Here is a 20716-nt window from a genome sequence, read left to right on the forward strand (position 1 = left end):
GCCTCGCGGGGACGCGGATCTGGGGCCAGAGTCGAACCGACTGCAGTCACCCGGGAGACCGCCGGTGGAGACCTGGGACTCACACGTGATGCACGGTCGGCACGGGGAACAAGAAGCCGTCGCCCGGCTGCTCGCCGACGCGCGGAGCGGACGCAGCGGGGTGCTGGTCCTGCGCGGCGAAGCGGGGATAGGCAAGAGTTCACTGCTACGCCATGCCGCCGAGACCGCAGCCGCCCCCGAGCCCATGCGGGTGCTCGCGTGCGCCGGGGTGGAATCCGAGGTCGAGCACGCGTTCAGCGGGCTACTCGGGCTGCTGCGGCCGGTGCTCGATCACCTCGACGCGCTGCCCGGCGTCCAGGCCGAGGCGCTGCGCGGCGCGCTCGGCATAGCCGACTCCCCTGCCTCGGACTTCCTGGTCTCGGCGGCGGTGCTCACCCTGCTCGCGGCGGTGGCGGCGGACCGCCCTCTGCTGGTCACGGTCGACGACGTGCAGTGGCTGGACCGTGCCTCCGCCGCCGCCCTGCTGTTCGCCGCTCGCCGGCTGGCCGGCGAGCCCGTCGCGATGCTGCTCGCCGTGCGCGAACCCGAACCGCTGCCGGTCAATACGGCCGGGCTGACCGAACTGGTGCTGCACGGACTGCCCCCCGAGGACGCCGCGCAACTGCTCGACGCGTACGGCTGGACGCTGCCCACCCGTCAACGAGATGCCCTCGTCGCGGCGACCGGTGGCAACCCGCTGGCGCTGATCGAGTTGGCCCGGCTCGACGAGCCCGAGCGGGCCCTGCCCGACCTCGCCATGACCGGAACCCTGCCTGTGAGCGCCCGTGTCCGCGCGGCGTTCCTGCGCCAGGTCGAAGCCCTGTCCGCGGACGGCCGCGCGGCGCTGCTGGTGGCGGCCGCAGAGGAGAGCGGGAACGTCGGCACCGTCCTCGGAGCCGCCGCCCGGCTGGGCCTACCGGCCGACGCTCTGGACCCGGCCGAGCGGTCGGGACTGGTGCAGCTCACCGGGGTCGAGATCCGCTTCCGGCATCCGCTGGTCCGCTCCGCCGTCTACGCCGACGCCTCTTTCGACCGCCGCCGCGCCGCGCATCTGGCCATCGCCGCGTACCTGAGCGCCGCCGGAGAGGACGACCAGGCGACCTGGCATCTCGCCGTGGCCACGACCGCACCGGATGAGAAGATCGCCGCCGCGCTGGAGCGAGGCGCCGACGCCGCCCGACGGCGCGGTGGCGCGGCCGCGGCGATCTCCGTCCTGCAGCAGGCCGCGCGGCTCAGCGAGTCGCCCATCGACCGCTGCCGCAGGACGGTGACCGCCGCTTTCGTGGCGCTGGACGCAGGCCGGCCCGGCCTGGCACGGACGCTCGTCGACCAGGTCATGGCCGAGCCCGTGCCCCCCGCGATACTGGCCCAGCTCAACGGGACCATCGAGCTGTACAGCGGGGACCCCGCGATCGCCTACTCACACCTGATGCGGTGCGCCGAGCTCATGGCATCCACCGAACCCGAGGAGGCAGCCTGGATCCTCACGCTTGCGGCGGGATCGGCGTTGCACGCCGGAGACATGGAGGCGACGATGCTGGCGACCAGGCGCATCACCGACCTGGACTGCTCCCCGGCGACGCTTCGCGCCGCCGAAGGCCTCCTCGAGGGCTACGAGGGTGTCATCACCGGGGCCGAACTGTGGGAACTGCCGGGCGCCATGGTCCAGGCCGGGGGCGGGGGCGGTGAGCGGGAGTGGATGTGGGCGACCGTGATCGGCTGGATGGGGCCCGACGACCACCAGGCCCTCCGGCTCGCCGAAGCCACCGGCCGCCGGGTCCGCGCCGCGGGCTCTCCCGCGCTCCTGACCGAGGTGCTGTTCTACCACGCCGACATCGAGTTCCGGCTCGGGCGCTGGACCGAGGGGGCCGCGCATGCCGAGGAGGGCTTGCGGTTGAGCTACGAGACCGGCCAGCGGGGATGGACAGCCAACTTCCTCGCCCAGTCGGCCCGGTTCGCCGCCGTGCGCGGCGAGGCCGCGGAATGCCGCAAGCTCGCCCGGCAGGCGCTGGAGATCGCGCTCCCGCTGCGCGAGCGTATCGCCGCGGCGACCGCGACCGGCGCCCTGGGGCTGCTGGCGCTGGGCGAAGACGCGTCAGGGGAGGCATTCACGGAGTTGATGCGCCTGGTCGACCGAGGTTCACCTCGGTCCAATGACTTCGTCGCCTTCGCGATGCTCCCGGACCTCGTTGAGGCCGCCGTGCGCGCTGGACATCCGGAACCGGCCCGGCGGGTCGTCGCGGCCATGGAACCTCAGACCGGCGGCATCCGCGGGCCCGCCGCCCTGGCCCGGAAGCACCGCTACCGCGCGATCCTGGCAGACGACGCGCACGCCGAGTCGCACTACCGGAGCGCGCTCGCGGGCGGCGGGCTCGACCAGCACCCCTTCGATCGGGCGCGGACCGAACTTCTCTACGGGGAATGGCTGCGCCGCAACCACCACAGGATCGAGGCCCAGCCGATACTGAGGGCCGCAGGCGAGACGTTCGAGGCGCTAGGAGCGGCACCATGGGCACGGCGCGCGGTCGCCCAGTTCCGCGCGGCCGGCGGCGCCGTACCGCACCAGATCCGGGCGGTCGCCGTTCTGCTCAGCCCGCAGGAACTGGAGGTGTCCAGGCTCGCGTCCAAAGGGCTGAGTAACCGCGAGATCGGCGACCGGATGCACCTCAGCCCGCGAACGGTGGGCTCGCATCTGTACCGGGCGTTCCCCAAACTCGGGATTTCCGCACGCGCCGAACTCCGCGGCCTCGACTTTGAACTCGACCTCGGCTGACGAAAGCGCGACCGGCGCCATAGCCACCTTCATAAGTGGCAGTCTCCTGAACTGCGCAAACACCTCCAGCAGTTCAGTCGACCGCTGAATACGCTGATCTTCCAGTACGTCTATACCGAACCGCTGCCAGCATCACGGCCCTGTACTCGGCGGGTAGCCGGAGCGCATTATTGCGCCCCGGCCCCCTCAGAACCGTGCGGGCCACTCATCGCGGCACACGCCTCAAGGGCCGAAGTGACCCGGTAGCTCCCATTAGCCCCGGAGGGCGGTTCAGGATTGTTGTGCTGGTTTCCTGTGTCGGCGGGCGAGGACCCCGCGATAGCAGGAGGAGTGCACGAGGCGGACTGTACGGGTTTACTGGACAGACCCTGCGGGCCCTGCACGCCGCGGTCGCGGCCCGGTGGAGCGTCATCGATCAACGCGGATCTGTTCTACGGCAAGGCCGGCACCATCGGCGCTGGGGCTGGCCGCCTAACACTCCGCCGCGGGAGATCGAAACCATGACAGACCTCCACCTGTGCCTCCAGTCGCCGAATCTACTGTCTACGCAGCAACAGGTGACCTCGGCGGAACCGCTCCCCCTCTCGGGGCTCACGCAGCATCCGGCCGACCTCGACGAACTCGGCCTCGTGTGCCAGCCCGGCAAGGTCGTCGATCGGCCACCGGTAAGCCGGCGCCACCGCGTGGTCGAACGCCGCCACCGGCCCGCCCTCGGACTCGAAGAAGGCGAGTAGAAGGTGATCAGCAGTCCGACCCGTGACCGCGCGACGCCCATGTCTTCACTGATCGAGGGCAGCAGGCCGACCGGCAGCATCTCGGTCGTGACGACGACGAACGTACTGATCGCGAGCACGGCCAGGCCGACGCGCCGCCGCACGGAAAGCGGGAGCTGGGAGTTGAGCTGGTGGACCGCTCGCCCAGACACGTCAGGCTGACCACGATGGGCGAACGGTTCCTGCCGGAGGCGCGGGCCGTGCTGGAGGCCGAGGAGCGGGCCAGAGCGGCGGTCGCCGGCGCCCGGGAGGTGGCCGGGCATCCCGGTCTGACCGCCCTGCCGGTGTGGCGGGATCCACTGGTCGCCGTGCTTCCCGCCCACCATCCGCTCGCCGGCGCGCCCGAGGTGTTACTCGCCGACCTGGCCGGGATGCCGTTCCGCGAATCACGGCTGGCGATGGTCACCTCGCTCGTGGTCCGCCGCGTATCCCCGCCTCCCGGCCTGGAACGGCTCCTGAGCGCGAGCCGGTCAGGAAAATCACCGACGCGTTCGTGGACGCCTACCAGGTCCCCGCCGAAACCGTTCAGGTCTGGATCCACGAGGTGCCCACCGACAGCTGGGGCGCGGCGGGAACGCTCACCGCGGACAGGTAACCGACGGGCGAAGAGGCCGTGTCCGGCTCTCTGCCCGGCTCCCCATACGGGGAGCCGGGCAGAGCCGAGTCGGCGCTACGCCGCCGGGATCTCCTCGCGACCACGTGCTGAGGCACGCCGTACCACTGGCACCACACCGGCTGCGGCGAGTGCAAGGACCATCAGCAGCGCGCTCACCCACACCGGCGAGCGGAAGCCGAACCCCGCGCCGATCGCGAGCCCGCCGAACCACGGACCGATCGTGGCGCCCACGTTGAAGGCTGCCGTGGCGGACCCACCGGCCAGGGTCGGCGCGTCGGCCGCCAGGTGGAGCACTCGCGAGATCAATGCCGGCCCGGTGCCGAACGAGAGCATCCCCTGGATGAAGACGAGCATGATCGCTGCCACCGGGTTCCCCGCGGTCAGCGCGAGCACGGTCCAGCCGACGGCGAGCGACGCCATGCCGGCCATCATGAGCGTGACCGGCCGCGCATCGATGAGCCGGCCCCCGACGGTGACACCGGCGAACGAGCCCAACCCGAAGAGTGCGAGCACGGCGGGCACCCATCCAGGGCCGAAACCGGTGACGTTCGTGACCAGCAGCGCAAGGTAGGTGAACGTGCAGAACGTCGCGCCCTGCACGAGTGTGCTCATCAGCAGGGTCAACAGGAGCTCACGACTGGTCAGGACGCGCAGTTCCCCGCGGGCGCTCGTGCCGGTGGACCGGGGCCGTCCTTCCGGAATCGTCCTTGCGATCGCGATGATGGCCGGTACCGAGACGGCGGCCACCGCCCAGAACGCCGATCGCCATCCCCACTGCTCTCCCAGCAGTGCGCCGGCGGGGACCCCCGCCACGCAGGCGATGGTGACACCCCCGACCACAACGGAGGTGGCGCGCGCCCTGGCATTGGGATCGACCATGCCGACCGCGGCCGCCAGGGCAACGGCCCAGAACCCGGCGTTTGCCAGCGCCCCGACGACGCGCGTCGCGAGCAGCACTCCGTAGCTGGGGGTAAGGGCGCCGATGACGTGGACGGCGGCGAAGACGCAGAGGAAGATGACCAGCGCGCGGCGCTGTGGCCATCGTCGGCTGAGAAGCGCCATCAACGGCGCACCGATCACCATTCCGATCGCGAACGCCGAGGTCAGCAGCCCGGCGGCCGCGATGGATACGTGGAGGTCGCCGGCGATGCCCGGTATCAGACCGGACAGCATGAACTCCGACGTGCCCTGGGCGAACACCGCAAGCCCGAGCATGTAGACGGCGAATGGCATGAAAAGCTCCAGAGACGGCTAGTAGATCAACGGGGTGGGGTGGGCCGCGCCCGCTCATCACGACGGGTGGCAGCGCAGATGACCGTCCGGTCTCTTCACGGACACGACTCGACGACCGCGCTTCGCTCACGAAGGAGATCCGTCGACGCCGGGGAATCGGCGCACGACCGCCTTGGGGGCAGCCCACAGTACGGTGATCCGGCGACGGCAGCCGTGCGGAGGCAGGCCGGCGACCTCTTCGGCCGCGTGGCTTCAACTCGACAGCGGGTCAGCCACCGGTCGACCGGTGGCTAGCGTCTGTTCGCCTCGGGGCTGGACATGATCGCGACACTAACAGCTCGGATCACGCCGCCTCCACCTGTTTACCGGGTCCCGGGAATGGACCCCGCCGATCAGGGCAGACAGCACAGGAACGGGCAGAGGAGGGCGAATCCCGTCGAGGTCGAGGTTGCCGAGGGCTGCTTGAGCCACACGGCTCTATCCACCTTCGTTTGAGGCTTTCGAAGTGTTCACAGCACCTGAGCCGTTAGCCCGTGAGGAAAGTCTCAACTCAGAACTTCAATGAAGCAATAGAAGCTCAGGGGGTTCGCGAGGAAGTGTCCAGAGCCCACCTACTCCGCAGGAGAGTCAATGCAGCATGACGTTGTGCCGTCGATACGGGAGATCGGCATGACGGTGACCGCGGACGACGGGCTGGTCATGGCCGACACTCTGGCCCTGCCCGCAGGTAACGGGCCGCACCCGGCCGTGGTGCTGCTCTGTCCGGGCAATCTCGACCGGGAGGGTTCACACTCATGCGTGCCGACACCCGGTCGCAGAGGAGCGCCACGGCCTTCCGGGCACACCACTCGTTGAGCGATGCACTTGACCCTGCCACTGTGTGAGGCCCTGCACTGGAAGGCACCATGTTCACCATCGGAGACTTCGCCAAGCACGGCCGCGTGTCGGTCCGCATGCTGCGTCACTACGACGCCATCGGGCTGCTGCGTCCCGCCCACGTCGATCCGGCCAGCGGCTACCGCCTCTACGAGGCCGGGCAGCTCGCCCGGCTCAACCGCGTCATCGCGCTCAAGGACCTCGGCTTCACCCTTCAGCAGGTCCAGTCGATCCTCAACGAGCACGTGAGCGTCGAGGAACTACGCGGCATGCTGCGGCTGAGGCAGGCGGAATTGGAGGCGGCCATGACCGATGCGGCGGCCCGGCTGACCCAGGTCGAGGCGAGGCTCCGGACGATCGAGAGCGAGGGGCGTATGCCCACCGACGACATCGCCGTCAAGAGCCTTCCACCCGTCCGGCTGGCCGAGCTGACCGGCACAGCCATGAGCTTCGATCCACAGGACGTCGGACCGGTCATCGGGCCCCTCTACGACGAACTGTGTCGCCGCCTGAGCGATGCCGGGGTGGTCCCGACCGGCCCCGGCATCGCCTACTACGAAGACGCCCCGCACGGAGGTGGGGCGATCACCGTCCACGACCCTCGGAAGCCTGCAACACTCTCTCGTCTCCGGAGATGATCAAGCCCTGGAACTGGGGCTGCGACAACTGGCCCCCACCTATGAGCACCTGCGGGAGGAACTCGCCACGGTCATGGAGGACACGCCCAGATCGGGACGGGCGCATGCTTTCGGATCCATCGAACCACCACCCGGCCGGCTGGCCCGAACAGCCACAACAGGCTGACCTGGCAGAGCACTACCAGCCGACGCCATCATGATCGGACAGAACTTCATCGATCACGCGGCGGTTGGCGGCGGCTTGCCTCTCGTCCGTGTCGATCTCCTTTGCCAGGACGATCAGCGCCTTCCACAGTGCCCAGCCCCGGGCCCGCGCCCACGTGGCGGAGTCCTGGCTGACAGCGCTGCGGAAGGCCTCCCGGCTATCGCCCGAGAACATCGTCCACGCGATCACCAGATCGCACGCGGGATCGCCGACACCCGATGTTCCGAAGTCGATGACGGCAGCCAGCCCTCCCTCCCTGACCAACAGGTTGCCGCTCGCGAAGTCACCGTGGAACCACACCGGCGCCCCGGCCCAGGTCGCATCGAGGGCGGTGTCCCACACAGCCGATGCCCGGTCGGTGTCGATGCGGCCGTCCAGCACGGCGAGGGAGCGACGGGTCTCGTCGTCGTAGTGTGCCGGAGAGGCACCCCGGTAGAAGCTGTGCGCACCCGCCTGTGGCCCATCCGTCGCGTCGGCGCGCTGCAGGGCGAGGATGAAATCGGCCACCGAGGCCGCGAACGCGGGCAGGTCGTCGATGCGGTCAGGGCTGGCGGTCTCGCCCTCCAACCACCTGCGGATCGACCAGTTGAACGGATATCCCGCGCCCGGAGCCCCCTTCGCCAGCGGCATGGGAACAGCAACCGGCAACGACGGCGCGAGGATCGGCAGCCATCGATGTTCCTTGTCCACCGCCGGTGCGTAGCCGGCGGCGGTCGGAAGACGCACCGTCATCTTCTCTCCGAGGCGGTAGGTGCGGTTGTCCCAGCCATCGACCTCGACCGGTGTCACGGACAGGCCGACCCATTCCGGGAACTGGTCCGCGATCAGTCGCTTCACCAGCGACGCATCGATTCCGGCACGTCCGTCGATGTGCGAACTCTCCATCATCCCGAGAGTGTGGCGGCCGTTCCTGCCGTCGCGCAAAGGGTTTTGCGGAGGCTGGACCGTGCGTGGCGACCCACGTCCTGGGTCAGGTCACGGCCGAGACCACGCTGCGTGGCTCGCCACGACCGACAGGATGCGCAGCCGTACCGGAATCGTCCAGAGCCTTGAACGCCCGCGCCACCCCGGGGGCCTGCTCTGCGTCCAGGGGCGCCCTGCTCACGTGTCGGCCACCACACGTTCAGGGTGCCGACGGCGTGCCGGGGTGAAGAGGGCGGCGACCGCGATGAGCAGGCAACCGGTACCGGCGATCACGCAGACCGTGGTGGCTCCGAAGCGGGCCGCGACCCACGACAGACCGGCGGCTCCCACCGGCCCCATGGAGAAGTGGATGGTCCAGAATGCCGAGGTGACGCGGCCGAGCAGGTGGTCGGGGGTGACCTGCTGGCGCAGCGACATCGAGCAGATCCCGGCCACGCTGACGCAGCCGAGGTAGACGCCCATCAGCGCGGCCACGCCCCAGGAGGTGCCGACGGAGCCGATCCCGGCTATGGCCAGCCCGCACACCGACTGCGCGCCGATCCAGCAGGGCCCGAACCCCAGCCGTTGACGCAGGCGCGCGACCAGCAGGGCGCCTGCGACCGTGCCGACGGCGGCGGCTCCGAGTACGGTGCCGACGGTGGAATCGGACTGGCCAAGGTCGTGTTTGAGGCGATAGATCACGATATCTGTGAGGCCGAGTGTCAGGAAGATGAAGAAGGACAGCAGGATCGTCAGGGTGCGCAGGACCGGGTTCGCCCACAGGAAGCGCACACCGGCGAGCAGCTCCTGCCAGGCCCGTTTCTCCCGCGCCACCGTACCGCCCACGTCCGGCATCGGGGTATCCGGCTCCGCAGCCCGCGTCCCGGCGCCGGTCGGCGCCGGCGCCTGGCGTCTGTCGATCCGGATGAGGTAAACGGCGACGGCGGACACCGCGAAGCTGGCGGCGTTGATGGCGATCGCGGTGGTCAGGCCGAAGTGCCCGGCCATGACACCGGCGAGCACGGGGCCCAGGATCCCCGCCGCGGCTGAGGTGGCGTAGAGCCGACCGTTGGCCTCGGTGATCTGTTCCTCCCCGACGAGGTTGCGCACCGCGGCCACATAGGTCACCTGGAAGACCATGCCGACGGCCTCGGCGGCCGGCAACACGACGTACAAGACCCCGACCTGCGGGCCCATCGCCCATGCCAGGGGAATGACCGCGTACAGCACCAGCCGGGCGAGGTCGCAGCAGATCAGCAGTGACCGCCGGTCGAACCGGTCCACCAGAATCCCGGCGAAGATCCCGGCGCCGACCGACGCCGCCCCCGAGATGCCTGTCAGCAGGCCCATCTGGGCCACGGACCCGGTCGCCTGCAGCACCAGCAGCGGGACCGCGATGTAGGCGAAGGAGTCTCCGGCGACCGAGAGGGTCTGCGCGGCCCAGAAGACGCCGAAGTCGCGATCGCGCCACAGCGACCGGACCCGCGTGTCCTGCGGCGCCGTGCCCGCAGCACGTGATCTAGGGAACACGGGACGACCTGGGCGGCACGAGGGAAAGAGCGCCACCGTGGTGATCGTGCGCCCGCACGGCACCGCCGGGACTCAAGAGTGGTCCAGAGCCGGCCTGACCAGCCGCCAGTCCGCCTTGGTACGGCCGGCACCGGGCAGCAGAAGGACATTGCGCATTCCAGAACTCTGGCTGACCGCGGTCAGGCGCGACAACCCATTATCGGGAACAGCGTTTGGCGCACGGCAACCGGCGCTCCGCCAGGTCGCCGAACCGTTGCCGCCGGTGCGCGACGGTCGGCGGGACCTCCTCGAAGGTGGTGACGCCGCCGATGACGTAGTGGGAGAAGATCTCGGCTATGCGGCCGAGGTCTTCGGGCGCGGCCGCCCGGACGGCCGCTTCCTGAGTCGACATGAGCCCTTCCAATTTCTCTATGGCGAAATTAAGAAGAACGGACGGACGCTCATTGCCGGTAGTGATAGGTGTGTGAAGGAGTGAAGCCGATCCGGGCGTAGAGATTACGGGCTGTTTCGTTGTGCTCTTCGACCTGAAGATAGAGGCGTTCGGCCCCCTGACCAGCCGCCCAGCGGGCGCCGGCCCCCAGGATCGCGGTGGCGACGCCCCGGCGGCGGTGGTCGGGGTGGGTCGCCATGCAGAAGATCCCCGCCCAGCCGGAGTCGGCCACGAACAGTCCCATGCCGGCGGTCCGCCCGGCTGTGTCGACGGCCAGGAGAGCGGTGGGCGAGGCGATACGCGCGATGACCTCGCTGCTGGCCGGACGGCCGTCCAGGCCGGCGAAGAGCCGGGGCCAGCGGGCGGGGTCGTCCACCGTTTCGACGGGGATGGTCGACGTGGTCTCGGCGATGACGTCGGCGGTCGAGGCGGTGAGCACCAGGGTCTTACCGGTGAGGGCATAGCCGCGGGCCGCCAGTGCCGCGTCGAGCGAGCGATGATGTTCCGCGGGGCTCACCTGGACGCATGCCGGCTGTCCCCGCTCCCGATAGAAGGCCTCGACCTCGTCGACTGTGGTCGTGCGGCCGAGCAGCGGCAGCGCGGAGTTCGAGCGTTTCCACCCCCCGCCGGGAGTGTGTCTCAGCAACCAGCCCTCGCGATCCTCGGTGAACGAGGCGGGCCAGGCCTGGGCGGCACGCCGTTCGATCTGCCAGGCGGCCGAAGCACCGCAGAGCGTCACGAGCTCGGGAACCAGCTTGGCGAGCAGGTCGTCGTCCTGAGGGCGTGCGGGTTCGTACTCGGTCACGCCGAGTCCCACGACCTCGAATCGCGAGGCCAGGGCGGCGATCTGATCGGTCAGCTCCCCGGGGAGAAGGCCTCCGGGCTCCGGGGTGCCGACGGAGCCGAAGAACTCCGGGTCGAGCACGTCGAGATCGAGGTGGATGTAGAGCGCCGCCCCGTCGGCGAGTGCGGACAGGTCGCCCAGGCCCGTCACTCGCACGTATTCAGATTCAGCGGGGTCCAGTGCGCGGACCCCGGCGAGGACGACCTGCTCCGGCCGGAGCACTCGATCGGGCACCAGGTCTGGTGGCCCCTCACCCAGGAGCGTGCGCAACACCATGCCGTGGAAGGCGCCCGAGGGGGACGAATCGGGGGTGTTGAGGTCGCCGTGCGCGTCGAACCATACGACCCTCAGCCGCTCGCCGTACTCTCGCAGAGCCGCCGAGATCGGTTCGAGCTCCACGCCGCAGTCTCCGCCGACCGTGACCGTGAAACCGCCCCGGGCCCGCGAAAGCGCCTCCCGGGTCCTCGCGGCGGTCTCCGCGAGGGTCTCTCCGATCGTCACGCGCAGGTGCTCGGCGTCGGGGATCATGGCGGCCAGCCGGGCGGCCCCCTCGGCCAGCCGGACGGCCGCCGGGGAGGACGATCCCTGCCACTGGGGCACTTCGACCACCGTTACCTGGGACAACGCTCTCCTCCTCATACCGCGAGGCCTCAGTCTCGCGTGCTCCAACTGTCAAGGACTACTTCGAATTTCTTCGGTTACCGTTAAGGCGGCCTCGATGGCCGGCCCCATACGGCTGTGGCTGTTTCGCGCTCCCCGGCCCGCCGTCGGGCCGGGGACCCGGGCGAGGGCGTGGCGCGGTGTCCGGCTGGACGACGGCGAGATAGGCCCGGATGGCGTCGCGATTGCGGGTCAGGCAGTCGATGCGCTGCTGAATCCGCTCGGCCTCGCCCCGCAGCAGCCCGTCGGTCTCCGGGGTCAGGCATTCCGGATGGAGGTGGATCTCGTCCGGCCTGTTCAGGTAGGGCAGGATATTACGGATGATCTCGGTGGTGAGGCCGGAGTCGAGGAGCCCGCGGATCTGCTGAACCCGGTAGACCGCCGATGCGTCGTAGGAGCGGTAGCCGTTGTCGGTCCGCTCGGGATGCAGCAGGTCCTGCTCCTCGTAGTAGCGCAGCATCCTGGCGGGGACGCCGGTGCGCCGGGACAGTTGATCTTCGTGGCCCGGCTGCTGGCCGGCGTCATGGGCGGCACCCTGTGGGCGATGCTCGCCGGCTACGCCGCCCGCATGGCGCCCGCCGAACGCCGTGGCCGCACCGTATGACCCCTCCATACGGGGCAGGCCGGTGAGCTGGTCGAAGTGCGCGGCCCAGGAGCCGCCATGGACACAGGCCCTCCGATGTTCCTCACGGACCGTCTTCCTCGAGACCGGCCCCTACCAGGGCTCCGGTGCGGAGCGGGATCTCGCGGAGGAGCCAGGAGGCGGCGAAGGCGATCACCGACAGGACCGCGGCACCGAGGAGGATGCCGTGCAGGCCGCTGGTGACGGCCGTCCGGTAGGCCTCGCGGACGGAGGGGAGCATGTCCCGCAGCAGGGCCGGCGTCAGGTCACCGCCCCCGGCGGCCATCCGGTGCGCGGTCTCGGCGCCGAGCCCCCCGGCGAGGCTCGCCTCCATGCGGCCCGCGTAGAGGGCACCCAGCAGCGCGATGCCCAGCGAGCCGCCGATGGTGCGGACCAAAGTGACCGTCCCGCTGGCGGCGCCCATGTCACGGGCGTCGGCGCTGTTCATCGTGATCAGCATGGTGCTCTGCATCAGCAGGCCCATGCCGAGCCCGGCGACCAGGGTGAGGGCCGAGGCGACAGCCGTAGCGGTGTCCACGTCGAGCAGCAACAAGGCGAGGGCGCCCGTCACCGTAACGGCGCCGCCGAGGATCGGGTAGACGCGGTAGCGGCCGTTGCGGCTGACGAGGTGGCCGGTGGTGAGCTGCGCGGCGAGCATGCCGAACATCAGGGGCAGCAGCAGCATGCCGCTGGCCGTCGGAGAGGCTCCCCGGACGAACTGCATGTACTGCGGCAGGTAGTTCGTCACGCTGAGCATGACCGCTCCGACGAGGAAGCTGAGAACCTGGGCGAGGGTGAAGTTGCGGTTGCGGAACAGCCGGGGCGGGATGACCGGTTCGACGGCGCGCCGCTCGACGTACACGAATCCGGCCAGCGCCAGGACGCCGGCGGTGCCCAGGGTGAGGATCTGCGGTGAGGACCAGGCGTAGCTGCTCCCGCCCCAGCCGGCGAGCAGGGTCAGGGCCAGGATGGCGGCGGTCAGCAGCAGCGCGCCGGCGTAGTCGATGCGGGCCGTGATCCGCTCGGTCCGCAGCCGGATCCCCATGCCGATGATCAGCAGGGCGACGGCCCCGATGGGCACGTTCACGTAGAAGGTCCAGCGCCAGCTCAGCTGGTCGGTGAGGAAGCCACCGACCAGCGGTCCGCCGACGAAGGCGACCGGCAGCATCGCGCCGATCATCGACTGCAGGCGGCCGCTCTCGCGCGGGGGGACCAGCACGCCGATGATCGCCAGCGCGCCGACCATCAGCCCGCCCGCCCCCAGCCCCTGTACCGCGCGGAACGCGATGAGCTGACCCATGTCCTGAGACAGACCGGCGAGTGTCGAGCCGGCCAGAAAGAGCAGGATCGCGGCCATGAAGGTGCCCTTGCGGCCGTACAGGTCGCCGAGCTTCCCCCAGATCGGAGTGGTCGCGGCGGCGGCGAGCAGGTAGGCCGTCACCACCCAGGACAGGTGGTTCAGCCCGCCGAGGTCACCCACGATCGTGGGCAGCGCGGTGCCGACGATCAGGCCGTCCAGCATGGCCAGGAACATGCCGAGCATCAGGCCGAAGACACCGAAGTAGATCGACCGCCGTCCTGCCGGTGGTCCGCTGTGGTTCATCGCTGTTTCCCGGAGCGGCATCAGGCCGAGTACGGGCGGACGGCTCTGGCCTCGCGCAGGGCATGCGCCCACCAGGCCAGCTGGTCGAGCATGGTCTTGGCCGCGACGTCACAGGCCGGGTCGGTGGCCGTACCGGCCGGGTCGAACTGCGCCCACACGCCCTGGAAGCCGACGCTGTCGCGGATGGTGACGGCGTGCAGCTCGGCCAGGACGAGACGGAGCTGTTCGACCGCGCGCAGGCCGGCGGAGAAACCACCGTAGGAGACGAAGCCGACCGGCTTGGCATGCCACTCCCTGCCGTGCCAGTCGATGGCGTTCTTCAGCACCGCCGGAAAGCTGTGGTTGTACTCGGGCGTGACGATGACGAAGGCGTCGGCCGTGGCCAGCCGCGGCGACACGGCGGCCAGCAGTTCCCTGGCCTCCGGGGAGGCCGGAGGCTCCCCGAGAACCGGGAAGACGGTGGGCAGCGGGGTCTCGACCAGGTCGATGAGGTCGGCGTCCATGTCCTCGCGCCGCGCGAAGTGGCTGAGCAGCCAGTTCGCCACGACCGGGCCGAACCGTCCGTCCCTGGTGCTGCCGAGGAGGACCGCGATCTGAAGGCGGTTGTCGTTCATGTCGCTCATGAGGGATCCCTTGATGTGTACAACGTATCTTAGCGAGTACAACGTACACATGGCTGTGTACGTTGTCTAATCTTGATACGGTGTATACACCGTGACCTGGAAGGGAACCGCATCCATGGCCGCTCAGAAGAAAGACGACGGCAAGGCGCACACCTCTCTGTGGGAGCGCCTTGAACGCCCCGCTCCGGCGCCCCGCCAGACCCTGACACCCAACCGGATCGCCTCGGTGGCGGTCGAGATCGCCGACGCCGAGGGCCTCGACGCCATCACCATGCGGCGCCTGGCCACCGAGCTGGGCGTCGCCCCCATGGCGGCCTACCGCTACGTGTCCGGCAAGGACGACGTCCTGCAACTGATGGTCGACCTGGTCTACGCCGAACTGCAGCTTCCCGACGCCACCGGCTGGCGGGAGAGCGTGCGGGCCCTCGCCATCCGCACCCGCGCCCTGATGCTGAAGCATTCATGGCTCGCCCAGCTCTCCCCGCAGGCGCTGTTGGCGCTGACCCCGAACCGGATGGCCGTGGCGGAACGGAGCCTGACCGCACTCGACGACCTGGGCCTGGACGCCGACACGATGATGGCCGTCGTCCGCACCGTCGAAGCCTACGTGTACGGCACCACTCACGCCGAGATCGCCCTGCACCAGCTGATGGAGGGCCAGGGATGGTCCAGCGGTGACGAGGTGCGGACGGGGTTGGCCCCGCAGATGATCTGGCTGATGGACACCGGCCACTATCCCACCTACCGGCGCTACACCTTCGAAGCCGCCCGCAAGGACGACCCGCAATGGCAGTTCGAGATCGGGCTGGACTGCGTCCTCGACGGCATCGCCGTACGTGTGGGCATCTGAGACCGCCGACGGTGACGGTGCCGGGCCTCGCCGTCCGGCGCCCCCTCCGGAGGCGGAGATGACCGGATCGGTCCACGGCCTGACCGCCTTGTGCCTTCAGCCCGCCGCCGGATCACCGCATCCTGGACGGATGAACAGCGCACTGTTCGACCCTGCCCGCGGGTACGTCCGCCTGATGGACGGTCTCGTCCCGCACGAGGACGAACCGTTGATCACGAAGACGGCGCACAACGCCTTCACCACCACGAACCTCCACCAGTTCCTCACGAGCCGCGGCGTCCGGGCACTCACCGTGTGCGGCCTCCGGACCGAACAGTGCTGCGAGACCACGACCCGGGTCGCCTCCGACCTGGGCTTCGACGTCACCTTCGCCACCATCCGCACGGTCGACGAGCTGACCAGCGCATAGGTTCGCCGACCCCGGCGAGTAAGCTCGATCGGACCATGCCACGCGTCGTCTTCCTGCTCATCCCCCGGGTGCACCTGCTCGATGTGGCCGGACCCGCTCAAGTCTTCTCCACGGCGGCCGATCTCGGATACGACCACACCATCTCCTACGTCTCAGAGGACAAGGACGTCGCCACCGTGCAGGGGCTGCCCCTGCGTGCCGACGACACCTGGCCGGCCCTCGCGCCCGAAGATCTCGTCATCGTGCCGGGCTGCTCGACGGCCGTCGCTGCACCACGCACCACACGGTCCAGGACGAACTGGCCCGCCTGTACCCGGAGGCGGTCGTGGTGCGCGACGTGATCTATGTCGCAGACGACCGGGTCGTGACCTCCGCGGGGGTGGCCAGCGGCTGGTGCCACAGATGTGCGAACGGCGCTGGGGGCGGGTGATCCAGGTCGGAGGAGGACTGGCACTGCAGCCGATGAACCTCCAACCCCATTACAACGCCTCGCTGGCCGCCCGGCACAACCTCGCGCTCTCTCTCGCGCGCGACCTCAAGGGCTCGGTGTGACGTCGAACGTCGTCGCGCCGGGAGCCATCCTGGTGGAGTCGGTTCAGCGGCTTCTCACCGACATCGCGCCGGCTCATGGTTGGGGCGAGACCTGGGAGGAGATCGAACGCGCCGCCGCGGAGGACTTCGTCCCGAACGACATCGGCAGGCTGGGCCGGCCCGAGGAGATCGCCGGCGCCGTGGCCTACCTGGCCGTTCCCCGTGGCCACGGCACCCGGCGTGAGCCGGCAACGCCCGGTCCTGCCGGTTCTGAGAGAATGAAGCTCCATCCCGAGCACGCTGAGAAGCGGCGCTCCCCTATGGCAGGAGCTCACGCACGTTGTCCCAGAAGCGCGAACGACCATCTCCCGACGCCGCCGACCTCGGACTGCGATCCGACTGCGGCAGCTGCTTCGGACTGTGCTGCGTCGCGCTGCCCTTCGCCGCCTCGGCCGACTTCGCGACCGACAAGGACGCCGGGCAGCCCTGCTCGAACCTGCAGGCCGACTTCCGCTGTGGCATCCATGCGCAGCTGCGGCAACGGGGCTTCTCCGGCTGCACCGTCTTCGACTGCTTCGGCGCGGGGCAGAAGGTCTCCCAGGTCACCTTCAGCGGGCAGGACTGGCGGGAGGCCCCGCGCACCGCACGGCAGATGTTCGACGTGTTCGCCGTCATGCGGCAGCTCCATGAACTCCTGTGGTATCTGACCGAAGCACTCACCCTGCCGCAGGCCCGGCCCGTCCACGACGGACTGCGCCGCGCACGCGAGAAGACCGAGCGCCTCACCGGCGGCAGCGCCCAGGAGCTCACGGAGCTGGATGTGGCGGCACACCGGGGTGATGTCAACGCCCTGCTGCTGCGCACGAGCAAACTCGTGCGGGCCAAGGTCGCGGGCCGTAAGAAGGACCGGAGGGGGGCCGATCTCATCGGGGCCAACCTCAGAGGCGCGAATTTGCAGGGCGCCAACCTCCGCGGGGCGTACCTCATCGCCGCCGATCTCAAGGGCGCCGACCTGCGCGTGGCCGATCTGATAGGTGCCGACCTGCGAGACGCCGACCTGAGCGGCGCCGACCTCACCGGCAGCATCTTCCTCACTCAACCCCAGCTCAACGCGGCCAGGGGCGACACCGCCACCAAACTGCCGCAGGCCCTCACCCGTCCCACGCACTGGTAGCCCCCGGCCCCGGGCTGCGGGAAAGCCGCGACAAGCCGGCGGGGCCCTTCAAAGGGCGACAGACTCCGTTCCGCCGGGCGCGGGACCAGGAGCCACCAGTGCGAAGTCCTACGGTTGGCTGACGTAGCCGGACAGATGTTTGGCGGTGAGGGACGTGCCTGTGCCGACGAGTTCGGCGGGGGTACCGGCGAAGACGATCTGACCGCCCTCGTGGCCGGCTCCCGGGCCGAGGTCGATGATCCAGTCCGCGTGGGCCATCACGGCCTGGTGGTGCTCGACCACGATGACCGTGTTGCCTCCGTCGACAAGGCGGTCGAGCAGGGCGAGCAGCTGGTCCACGTCGGCGAGGTGCAGGCCGGTGGTCGGCTCGTCCAGGACGTAGGTCGTGCCGTTCTTCGCCATGTGGATGGCGAGCTTGAGCCGTTGCCGTTCACCGCCGGACAGCGTGGTGAGCGGCTGACCGAGGCCGAGATAGCCGAGACCCACCGCCACGAGGCGGTCGAGGATCATTCGGGCCTGACCGGTGGTGAAGAACTCGCGGGCCTCGGCCACCGACATGCCGAGAACCTCGCTGATGTTCCTGCCACGCAGCCGGTACGACAACACTTCCGGCGTGAACCGTTTCCCCTCACACTCCTCACACAACGACGCCACCTCGGCCATCATGGCGAGGTCGGTGTAGATCACGCCGAGGCCCTTGCAGGCGAGGCAGGCGCCCTCGGAGTTGGCGCTGAACAGGCCGGGCTTCACACCGTTGGCCTTGGCGAACGCCGATCGGATCGGATCGAGCAGTCCCGTGTAGGTGGCCGGATTGCTCCGGCGGGAACCACGGATCGCCGACTGGTCGGCAACGACCACGCCGTCCTGCCCGGCGACGTAACCGTGGATCAGAGAGCTCTTGCCGGACCCGGCGACACCGGTGACGACGGTGAGCACGCCCAGGGGAATGTCGACGCTCACGTCCCGCAGGTTGTGCAGGGTGGCACCCCTGATCGCCAACTTCCCGTCGGGCCGGCGTACCTCCTCGCGCAGCCTCACGCGGTGGTCGAGGTAGCGACCGGTCAGGGTGTCGGACTTTCGCAGCCCGGCCAGGTCGCCGGCGAAGCAGATCCGGCCGCCCGCCGTGCCGGCACCGGGGCCGAGATCGACCACGTGGTCGGCGATCGCGATCGTCTCCGGCTTGTGCTCCACCACGAGCACCGTGTTGCCCTTGTCGCGCAACTGGAGCAGCAGATCGTTCATCCGCTGGATGTCGTGCGGATGCAGCCCGGCCGTGGGCTCGTCGAAGACGTAGGTGACGTCGGTCAGGCTCGAACCGAGGTGACGGACCATCTTCACACGCTGGGCCTCACCACCGGACAACGTGGAGGACTCCCGGTCGAGGCTCAGATAACCGAGACCGATCTTGACCAGGGAGTCCAGTGTTCCGCGGAGGGTCTCCAGCATCGGCCCGACGGAGTCGTTATGGATGCCCCGGACGAACTCGGCCAGATCGTCGATCTGCATGGCCGAACACTGTGCGATGGTATGGCCGTCGATCATGGAGGATCGGGCGGCCTCGTTCAGCCGGGAACCACCACAGGCGGGGCAGCCGGTGAGTTTGACCGCCCGGTCGGCGAACGCGCGCGCCTGGGGCTGCATCGACTCCCGGTCCTTGGCGAGGTAGAGCCGCCGGACCTTGGTGACGAGCCCTTCATAGGTGAGGTTGTTCGACCCGATTTTGAGCTTGGTGGCGGGCTTGTGGAGGAAGTCCTCCCACTGGGCGGGGGTGTAGTCCTTCAGTCTGAGGTCGGGGTCGAAGAGACCGGAGTGCGCCATCACCTGCCAGTACCAGGTGTCCACCGCGAATCCGGGGACCGTGATCGCCCCGTCGTTCAACGACAGCTCCATGTCGACCAGCTGGCCGACGTCGATCTCGGAGACCTTGCCGAGCCCCTCGCACTCCGGGCACATGCCCTCGGCCCTGTTGAAGCTGAAGGCGAAGGGAGGGCCGACGTGAGGGCTGCCGATCCGGCTGAACATGATCCGCAGCATGGTGTGGGCGTCGGTGGCGGTGCCCACCGTGGAGCGGGAGTTCGCGCCCATCCGTTCCTGGTCGACGATGATCGCCGCGCTCAGGTTGCGCAGCGAGTCGACGTCCGGGCGGCCGAGACTCGGCATGAAGTTCTGGAGGAAGGCCGTGTAGGTCTCGTCGATCAGCCGCCGCGACTCCGCGGCGATCGTGTCGAAGACGAGTGAGGACTTGCCGGAGCCGGAGACTCCGGTGAAGACGGTGAGTCGCCGCTTGGGGATGTCGAGGGAGACACCGGTCAGGTTGTTCTCCCTGGCACCGCGGACCTGGATGAGGTCATGGCTGTCCGCAGCGGTGTGATCCGATGACATTTTCCGAGCGAGCGCTCCTGAGCTGTTACCGCTGTTGCCAACGTTCATGCCTTTAATCATTTCATTGAAGCACCAGATGAAGACTTTTCCCGTTTCCAGTTGCTTATGCTGGGGATCTATGCGCGTAACCTTCAACCCGACGGTGAACCCTGTAGCCGGGAAGACGGACCAATGAGCCGCGAGGAAGCGGGCCTCCGCCCCATCGACCTGGCACGGATGGCAGGCATCTCCACCCAACAGATCCGCAACTACGCGGACGCCGGTATCCTGCCTCCGACCTCACGGTCCCCCGCCGGTTACCGCAGGTTCGACGCCGGACACCGCCGGGCCCTGTTCACCTACCGAGCCCTCGCGAAGGGATACGGGTGGGACACCGCCCGAGCGATCATGCAGGCCGCTCATGCCGGAGACCTCCCTCTGGCGCTCTCCCTCATGGACGCCGGCCATGCCGTGCTGCATGAACAACGTCTCTCTCTCAAGGCGGCGGGCGAAGCGCTCGAAGCGGTCGCAGAGCAGAACCCGGAGACCTCGGGACCGACGCGGTCAGGCATGCGTATCGGAGAAATGGCCGCCCACCTCGGTGTGCGCGCATCCGCCCTGCGTGTATGGGAATCCGTCGGCCTCCTGACCCCACAGCGTGATCAAGACACCAAGTACCGCTGGTTCGGTTCAGCAGACATCCGAGACGCGCGAATGGTCAACATGCTCCGGCAGGGCCGCTATCCCCTGCCCCAGATCAAGCTCATCCTCGACGGCCTCCGCAGGACGGGCAGCAGCGACGCACTCCGCGCAGCCATCGCACAACGTCAGGCGGAACTGACACAACGGGCAACGGCCATGCTCGAGGGTTCCAGCCGCCTGCACCACTACGTCACGGACGGAGAGCCGGCCTCCGGCGACGGAGACGCGGTCGCGCCACGTCGTGATACTCGGAGCCGTACGCGACGGACTGAGCGGTGAAGTCCTCGCCAGGCGACGACCTCGCGGGAGAAAAAGGGGAAG

The 20716-nt window shown here is 69.2% G+C and carries 20 protein-coding genes and 2 pseudogenes; 12 read left to right on the forward strand and 10 right to left on the reverse strand.

The window, feature by feature from the left end; all coding sequences use genetic code 11:
- The first annotated feature begins 64 nt into the window (after nt 1-64).
- Entirely contained in the window at nt 65-2812 is a 2748-nt protein-coding gene (locus FHR32_RS35380) for an AAA family ATPase (protein WP_184758871.1), read from the forward strand.
- Nucleotides 2813-3348: 536 nt separating this feature from the next.
- Here FHR32_RS35380 and FHR32_RS35385 read toward each other — a convergent pair.
- Nucleotides 3349-3552, reverse strand: a pseudogene (locus tag FHR32_RS35385) (SAM-dependent methyltransferase); the annotation flags it as partial.
- Between the two features lie 200 nt (nt 3553-3752).
- Between FHR32_RS35385 and FHR32_RS43500 the strand changes: the two are divergent.
- Together FHR32_RS43500 and FHR32_RS46900 are read left to right on the forward strand one after the other, a co-directional pair.
- A pseudogene (locus tag FHR32_RS43500) lies at nt 3753-3953 on the forward strand (LysR substrate-binding domain-containing protein); the annotation flags it as partial.
- Nucleotides 3872-4180, forward strand: a complete 309-nt coding sequence (locus FHR32_RS46900; RefSeq protein WP_221466681.1) for a tautomerase family protein — start codon at nt 3872-3874, stop codon at nt 4178-4180. The pseudogene FHR32_RS43500 and the gene FHR32_RS46900, both read left to right, overlap by 82 nt.
- 75 nt (nt 4181-4255) lie before the next feature.
- Here FHR32_RS46900 and FHR32_RS35395 read toward each other — a convergent pair whose 3' ends face one another.
- Nucleotides 4256-5434, reverse strand: coding sequence for a Cmx/CmrA family chloramphenicol efflux MFS transporter (locus FHR32_RS35395; protein ID WP_184758872.1), 1179 nt, complete (start codon nt 5432-5434; stop codon nt 4256-4258).
- A 630-nt stretch (nt 5435-6064) separates the two neighbouring features.
- Between FHR32_RS35395 and FHR32_RS35400 the strand changes: the two genes are divergently transcribed.
- From FHR32_RS35400 to FHR32_RS47800, 3 genes are read left to right on the forward strand one after another with little or no spacing between them, the layout of a single operon-like run.
- A complete protein-coding gene (locus FHR32_RS35400; RefSeq protein WP_184758873.1) occupies nt 6065-6289 on the forward strand; it encodes a hypothetical protein in 225 nt (74 codons plus the stop codon).
- 50 nt (nt 6290-6339) lie between these two features.
- Entirely contained in the window at nt 6340-6948 is a 609-nt protein-coding gene (locus tag FHR32_RS35405) for a MerR family transcriptional regulator (protein ID WP_184758874.1), read from the forward strand.
- Nucleotides 6887-7114 carry a YobF C-terminal domain-containing protein gene (locus FHR32_RS47800; protein WP_512700857.1) on the forward strand — a complete coding sequence of 76 codons (228 nt, stop codon included), beginning with the start codon at nt 6887-6889 and terminating at the stop codon, nt 7112-7114. The genes FHR32_RS35405 and FHR32_RS47800 overlap by 62 nt, the downstream gene beginning before the upstream one ends.
- A 12-nt stretch (nt 7115-7126) precedes the next feature.
- Here FHR32_RS47800 and FHR32_RS35410 read toward each other — a convergent pair whose 3' ends face one another.
- The 7 genes from FHR32_RS35410 to FHR32_RS35440 form a co-directional block, all read right to left on the reverse strand.
- The gene (locus FHR32_RS35410; RefSeq protein WP_246468307.1) at nt 7127-8041 is read right to left on the reverse strand and encodes an aminoglycoside phosphotransferase family protein; all 915 of its coding nucleotides are present in this window, start codon (nt 8039-8041) and stop codon (nt 7127-7129) included.
- Between the two features lie 213 nt (nt 8042-8254).
- Nucleotides 8255-9586 (reverse strand): MFS transporter, encoded by a 1332-nt coding sequence (locus tag FHR32_RS35415; RefSeq protein ID WP_184758875.1) that lies wholly within the window; start codon nt 9584-9586, stop codon nt 8255-8257.
- Between the two features lie 196 nt (nt 9587-9782).
- On the reverse strand, nt 9783-9977 hold the full coding sequence (locus FHR32_RS35420; protein ID WP_184758876.1) for a GNAT family N-acetyltransferase: 195 nt from the start codon (nt 9975-9977) through the stop codon (nt 9783-9785).
- Nucleotides 9978-10026: 49 nt separating this feature from the next.
- Nucleotides 10027-11484 carry a GNAT family N-acetyltransferase gene (locus tag FHR32_RS35425; protein WP_184758877.1) on the reverse strand — a complete coding sequence of 486 codons (1458 nt, stop codon included), beginning with the start codon at nt 11482-11484 and terminating at the stop codon, nt 10027-10029.
- A 55-nt stretch (nt 11485-11539) separates the two neighbouring features.
- Complete coding sequence (locus FHR32_RS45190) at nt 11540-11980, reverse strand: MerR family transcriptional regulator (protein WP_312882844.1); 441 nt, start codon at nt 11978-11980, stop codon at nt 11540-11542.
- Nucleotides 11981-12206: 226 nt separating this feature from the next.
- Nucleotides 12207-13745: an MDR family MFS transporter gene (locus FHR32_RS35435; RefSeq protein WP_221466682.1), complete on the reverse strand. Its 1539-nt coding sequence runs from the start codon at nt 13743-13745 to the stop codon at nt 12207-12209.
- A 20-nt stretch (nt 13746-13765) separates the two neighbouring features.
- Nucleotides 13766-14359 carry an NADPH-dependent FMN reductase gene (locus tag FHR32_RS35440; protein ID WP_184759038.1) on the reverse strand — a complete coding sequence of 198 codons (594 nt, stop codon included), beginning with the start codon at nt 14357-14359 and terminating at the stop codon, nt 13766-13768.
- 124 nt (nt 14360-14483) lie between these two features.
- On the opposite strand from FHR32_RS35440, the gene FHR32_RS35445 reads away from it, so the two are divergent.
- From FHR32_RS35445 to FHR32_RS35465, 5 genes are all read left to right on the forward strand, one after another.
- Nucleotides 14484-15218: a TetR/AcrR family transcriptional regulator gene (locus FHR32_RS35445; protein ID WP_184758879.1), complete on the forward strand. Its 735-nt coding sequence runs from the start codon at nt 14484-14486 to the stop codon at nt 15216-15218.
- Nucleotides 15219-15348: 130 nt separating this feature from the next.
- The gene (locus FHR32_RS35450) at nt 15349-15627 is read left to right on the forward strand and encodes an isochorismatase family protein (RefSeq protein ID WP_246468308.1); all 279 of its coding nucleotides are present in this window, start codon (nt 15349-15351) and stop codon (nt 15625-15627) included.
- Nucleotides 15628-15662: 35 nt separating this feature from the next.
- Nucleotides 15663-15968, forward strand: coding sequence for a helix-turn-helix domain-containing protein (locus tag FHR32_RS35455; RefSeq protein ID WP_221466683.1), 306 nt, complete (start codon nt 15663-15665; stop codon nt 15966-15968).
- 52 nt (nt 15969-16020) lie between these two features.
- On the forward strand, nt 16021-16179 hold the full coding sequence (locus tag FHR32_RS43510) for an SDR family NAD(P)-dependent oxidoreductase (RefSeq protein ID WP_221466684.1): 159 nt from the start codon (nt 16021-16023) through the stop codon (nt 16177-16179).
- 319 nt (nt 16180-16498) lie between these two features.
- Nucleotides 16499-17332, forward strand: coding sequence for a pentapeptide repeat-containing protein (locus FHR32_RS35465; protein WP_184758881.1), 834 nt, complete (start codon nt 16499-16501; stop codon nt 17330-17332).
- A 108-nt stretch (nt 17333-17440) separates the two neighbouring features.
- Here FHR32_RS35465 and FHR32_RS35470 read toward each other — a convergent pair whose 3' ends face one another.
- Complete coding sequence (locus FHR32_RS35470; protein ID WP_184758882.1) at nt 17441-19714, reverse strand: ATP-binding cassette domain-containing protein; 2274 nt, start codon at nt 19712-19714, stop codon at nt 17441-17443.
- A gap of 171 nt (nt 19715-19885) precedes the next feature.
- Here FHR32_RS35470 and FHR32_RS35475 point away from each other — a divergent pair, with 171 nt between their 5' ends.
- Nucleotides 19886-20674, forward strand: coding sequence for a MerR family transcriptional regulator (locus tag FHR32_RS35475; protein ID WP_184758883.1), 789 nt, complete (start codon nt 19886-19888; stop codon nt 20672-20674).
- Nucleotides 20675-20716 lie beyond the last annotated feature (42 nt).

The organism is Streptosporangium album, from assembly GCF_014203795.1.
Lineage (GTDB): Bacteria > Actinomycetota > Actinomycetes > Streptosporangiales > Streptosporangiaceae > Streptosporangium > Streptosporangium album.

Coding starts and splice junctions, on each gene's coding strand:
- FHR32_RS35395 (WP_184758872.1), bottom strand. CDS start 5,434: ATGCCATTCGCCGTCTACATGCTCGGGCTTGCGGTGTTCGCCCAGGGC.
- FHR32_RS35400 (WP_184758873.1), top strand. CDS start 6,065: ATGCAGCATGACGTTGTGCCGTCGATACGGGAGATCGGCATGACGGTG.
- FHR32_RS35405 (WP_184758874.1), top strand. CDS start 6,340: ATGTTCACCATCGGAGACTTCGCCAAGCACGGCCGCGTGTCGGTCCGC.
- FHR32_RS35410 (WP_246468307.1), bottom strand. CDS start 8,041: ATGATGGAGAGTTCGCACATCGACGGACGTGCCGGAATCGATGCGTCG.
- FHR32_RS35420 (WP_184758876.1), bottom strand. CDS start 9,977: ATGTCGACTCAGGAAGCGGCCGTCCGGGCGGCCGCGCCCGAAGACCTC.
- FHR32_RS45190 (WP_312882844.1), bottom strand. CDS start 11,980: ATGCTGCGCTACTACGAGGAGCAGGACCTGCTGCATCCCGAGCGGACC.
- FHR32_RS35435 (WP_221466682.1), bottom strand. CDS start 13,745: ATGAACCACAGCGGACCACCGGCAGGACGGCGGTCGATCTACTTCGGT.
- FHR32_RS35440 (WP_184759038.1), bottom strand. CDS start 14,359: ATGAACGACAACCGCCTTCAGATCGCGGTCCTCCTCGGCAGCACCAGG.
- FHR32_RS35445 (WP_184758879.1), top strand. CDS start 14,484: ATGGCCGCTCAGAAGAAAGACGACGGCAAGGCGCACACCTCTCTGTGG.
- FHR32_RS35450 (WP_246468308.1), top strand. CDS start 15,349: ATGAACAGCGCACTGTTCGACCCTGCCCGCGGGTACGTCCGCCTGATG.
- FHR32_RS35455 (WP_221466683.1), top strand. CDS start 15,663: ATGCCACGCGTCGTCTTCCTGCTCATCCCCCGGGTGCACCTGCTCGAT.
- FHR32_RS35470 (WP_184758882.1), bottom strand. CDS start 19,714: ATGTCATCGGATCACACCGCTGCGGACAGCCATGACCTCATCCAGGTC.
- FHR32_RS35475 (WP_184758883.1), top strand. CDS start 19,886: ATGAGCCGCGAGGAAGCGGGCCTCCGCCCCATCGACCTGGCACGGATG.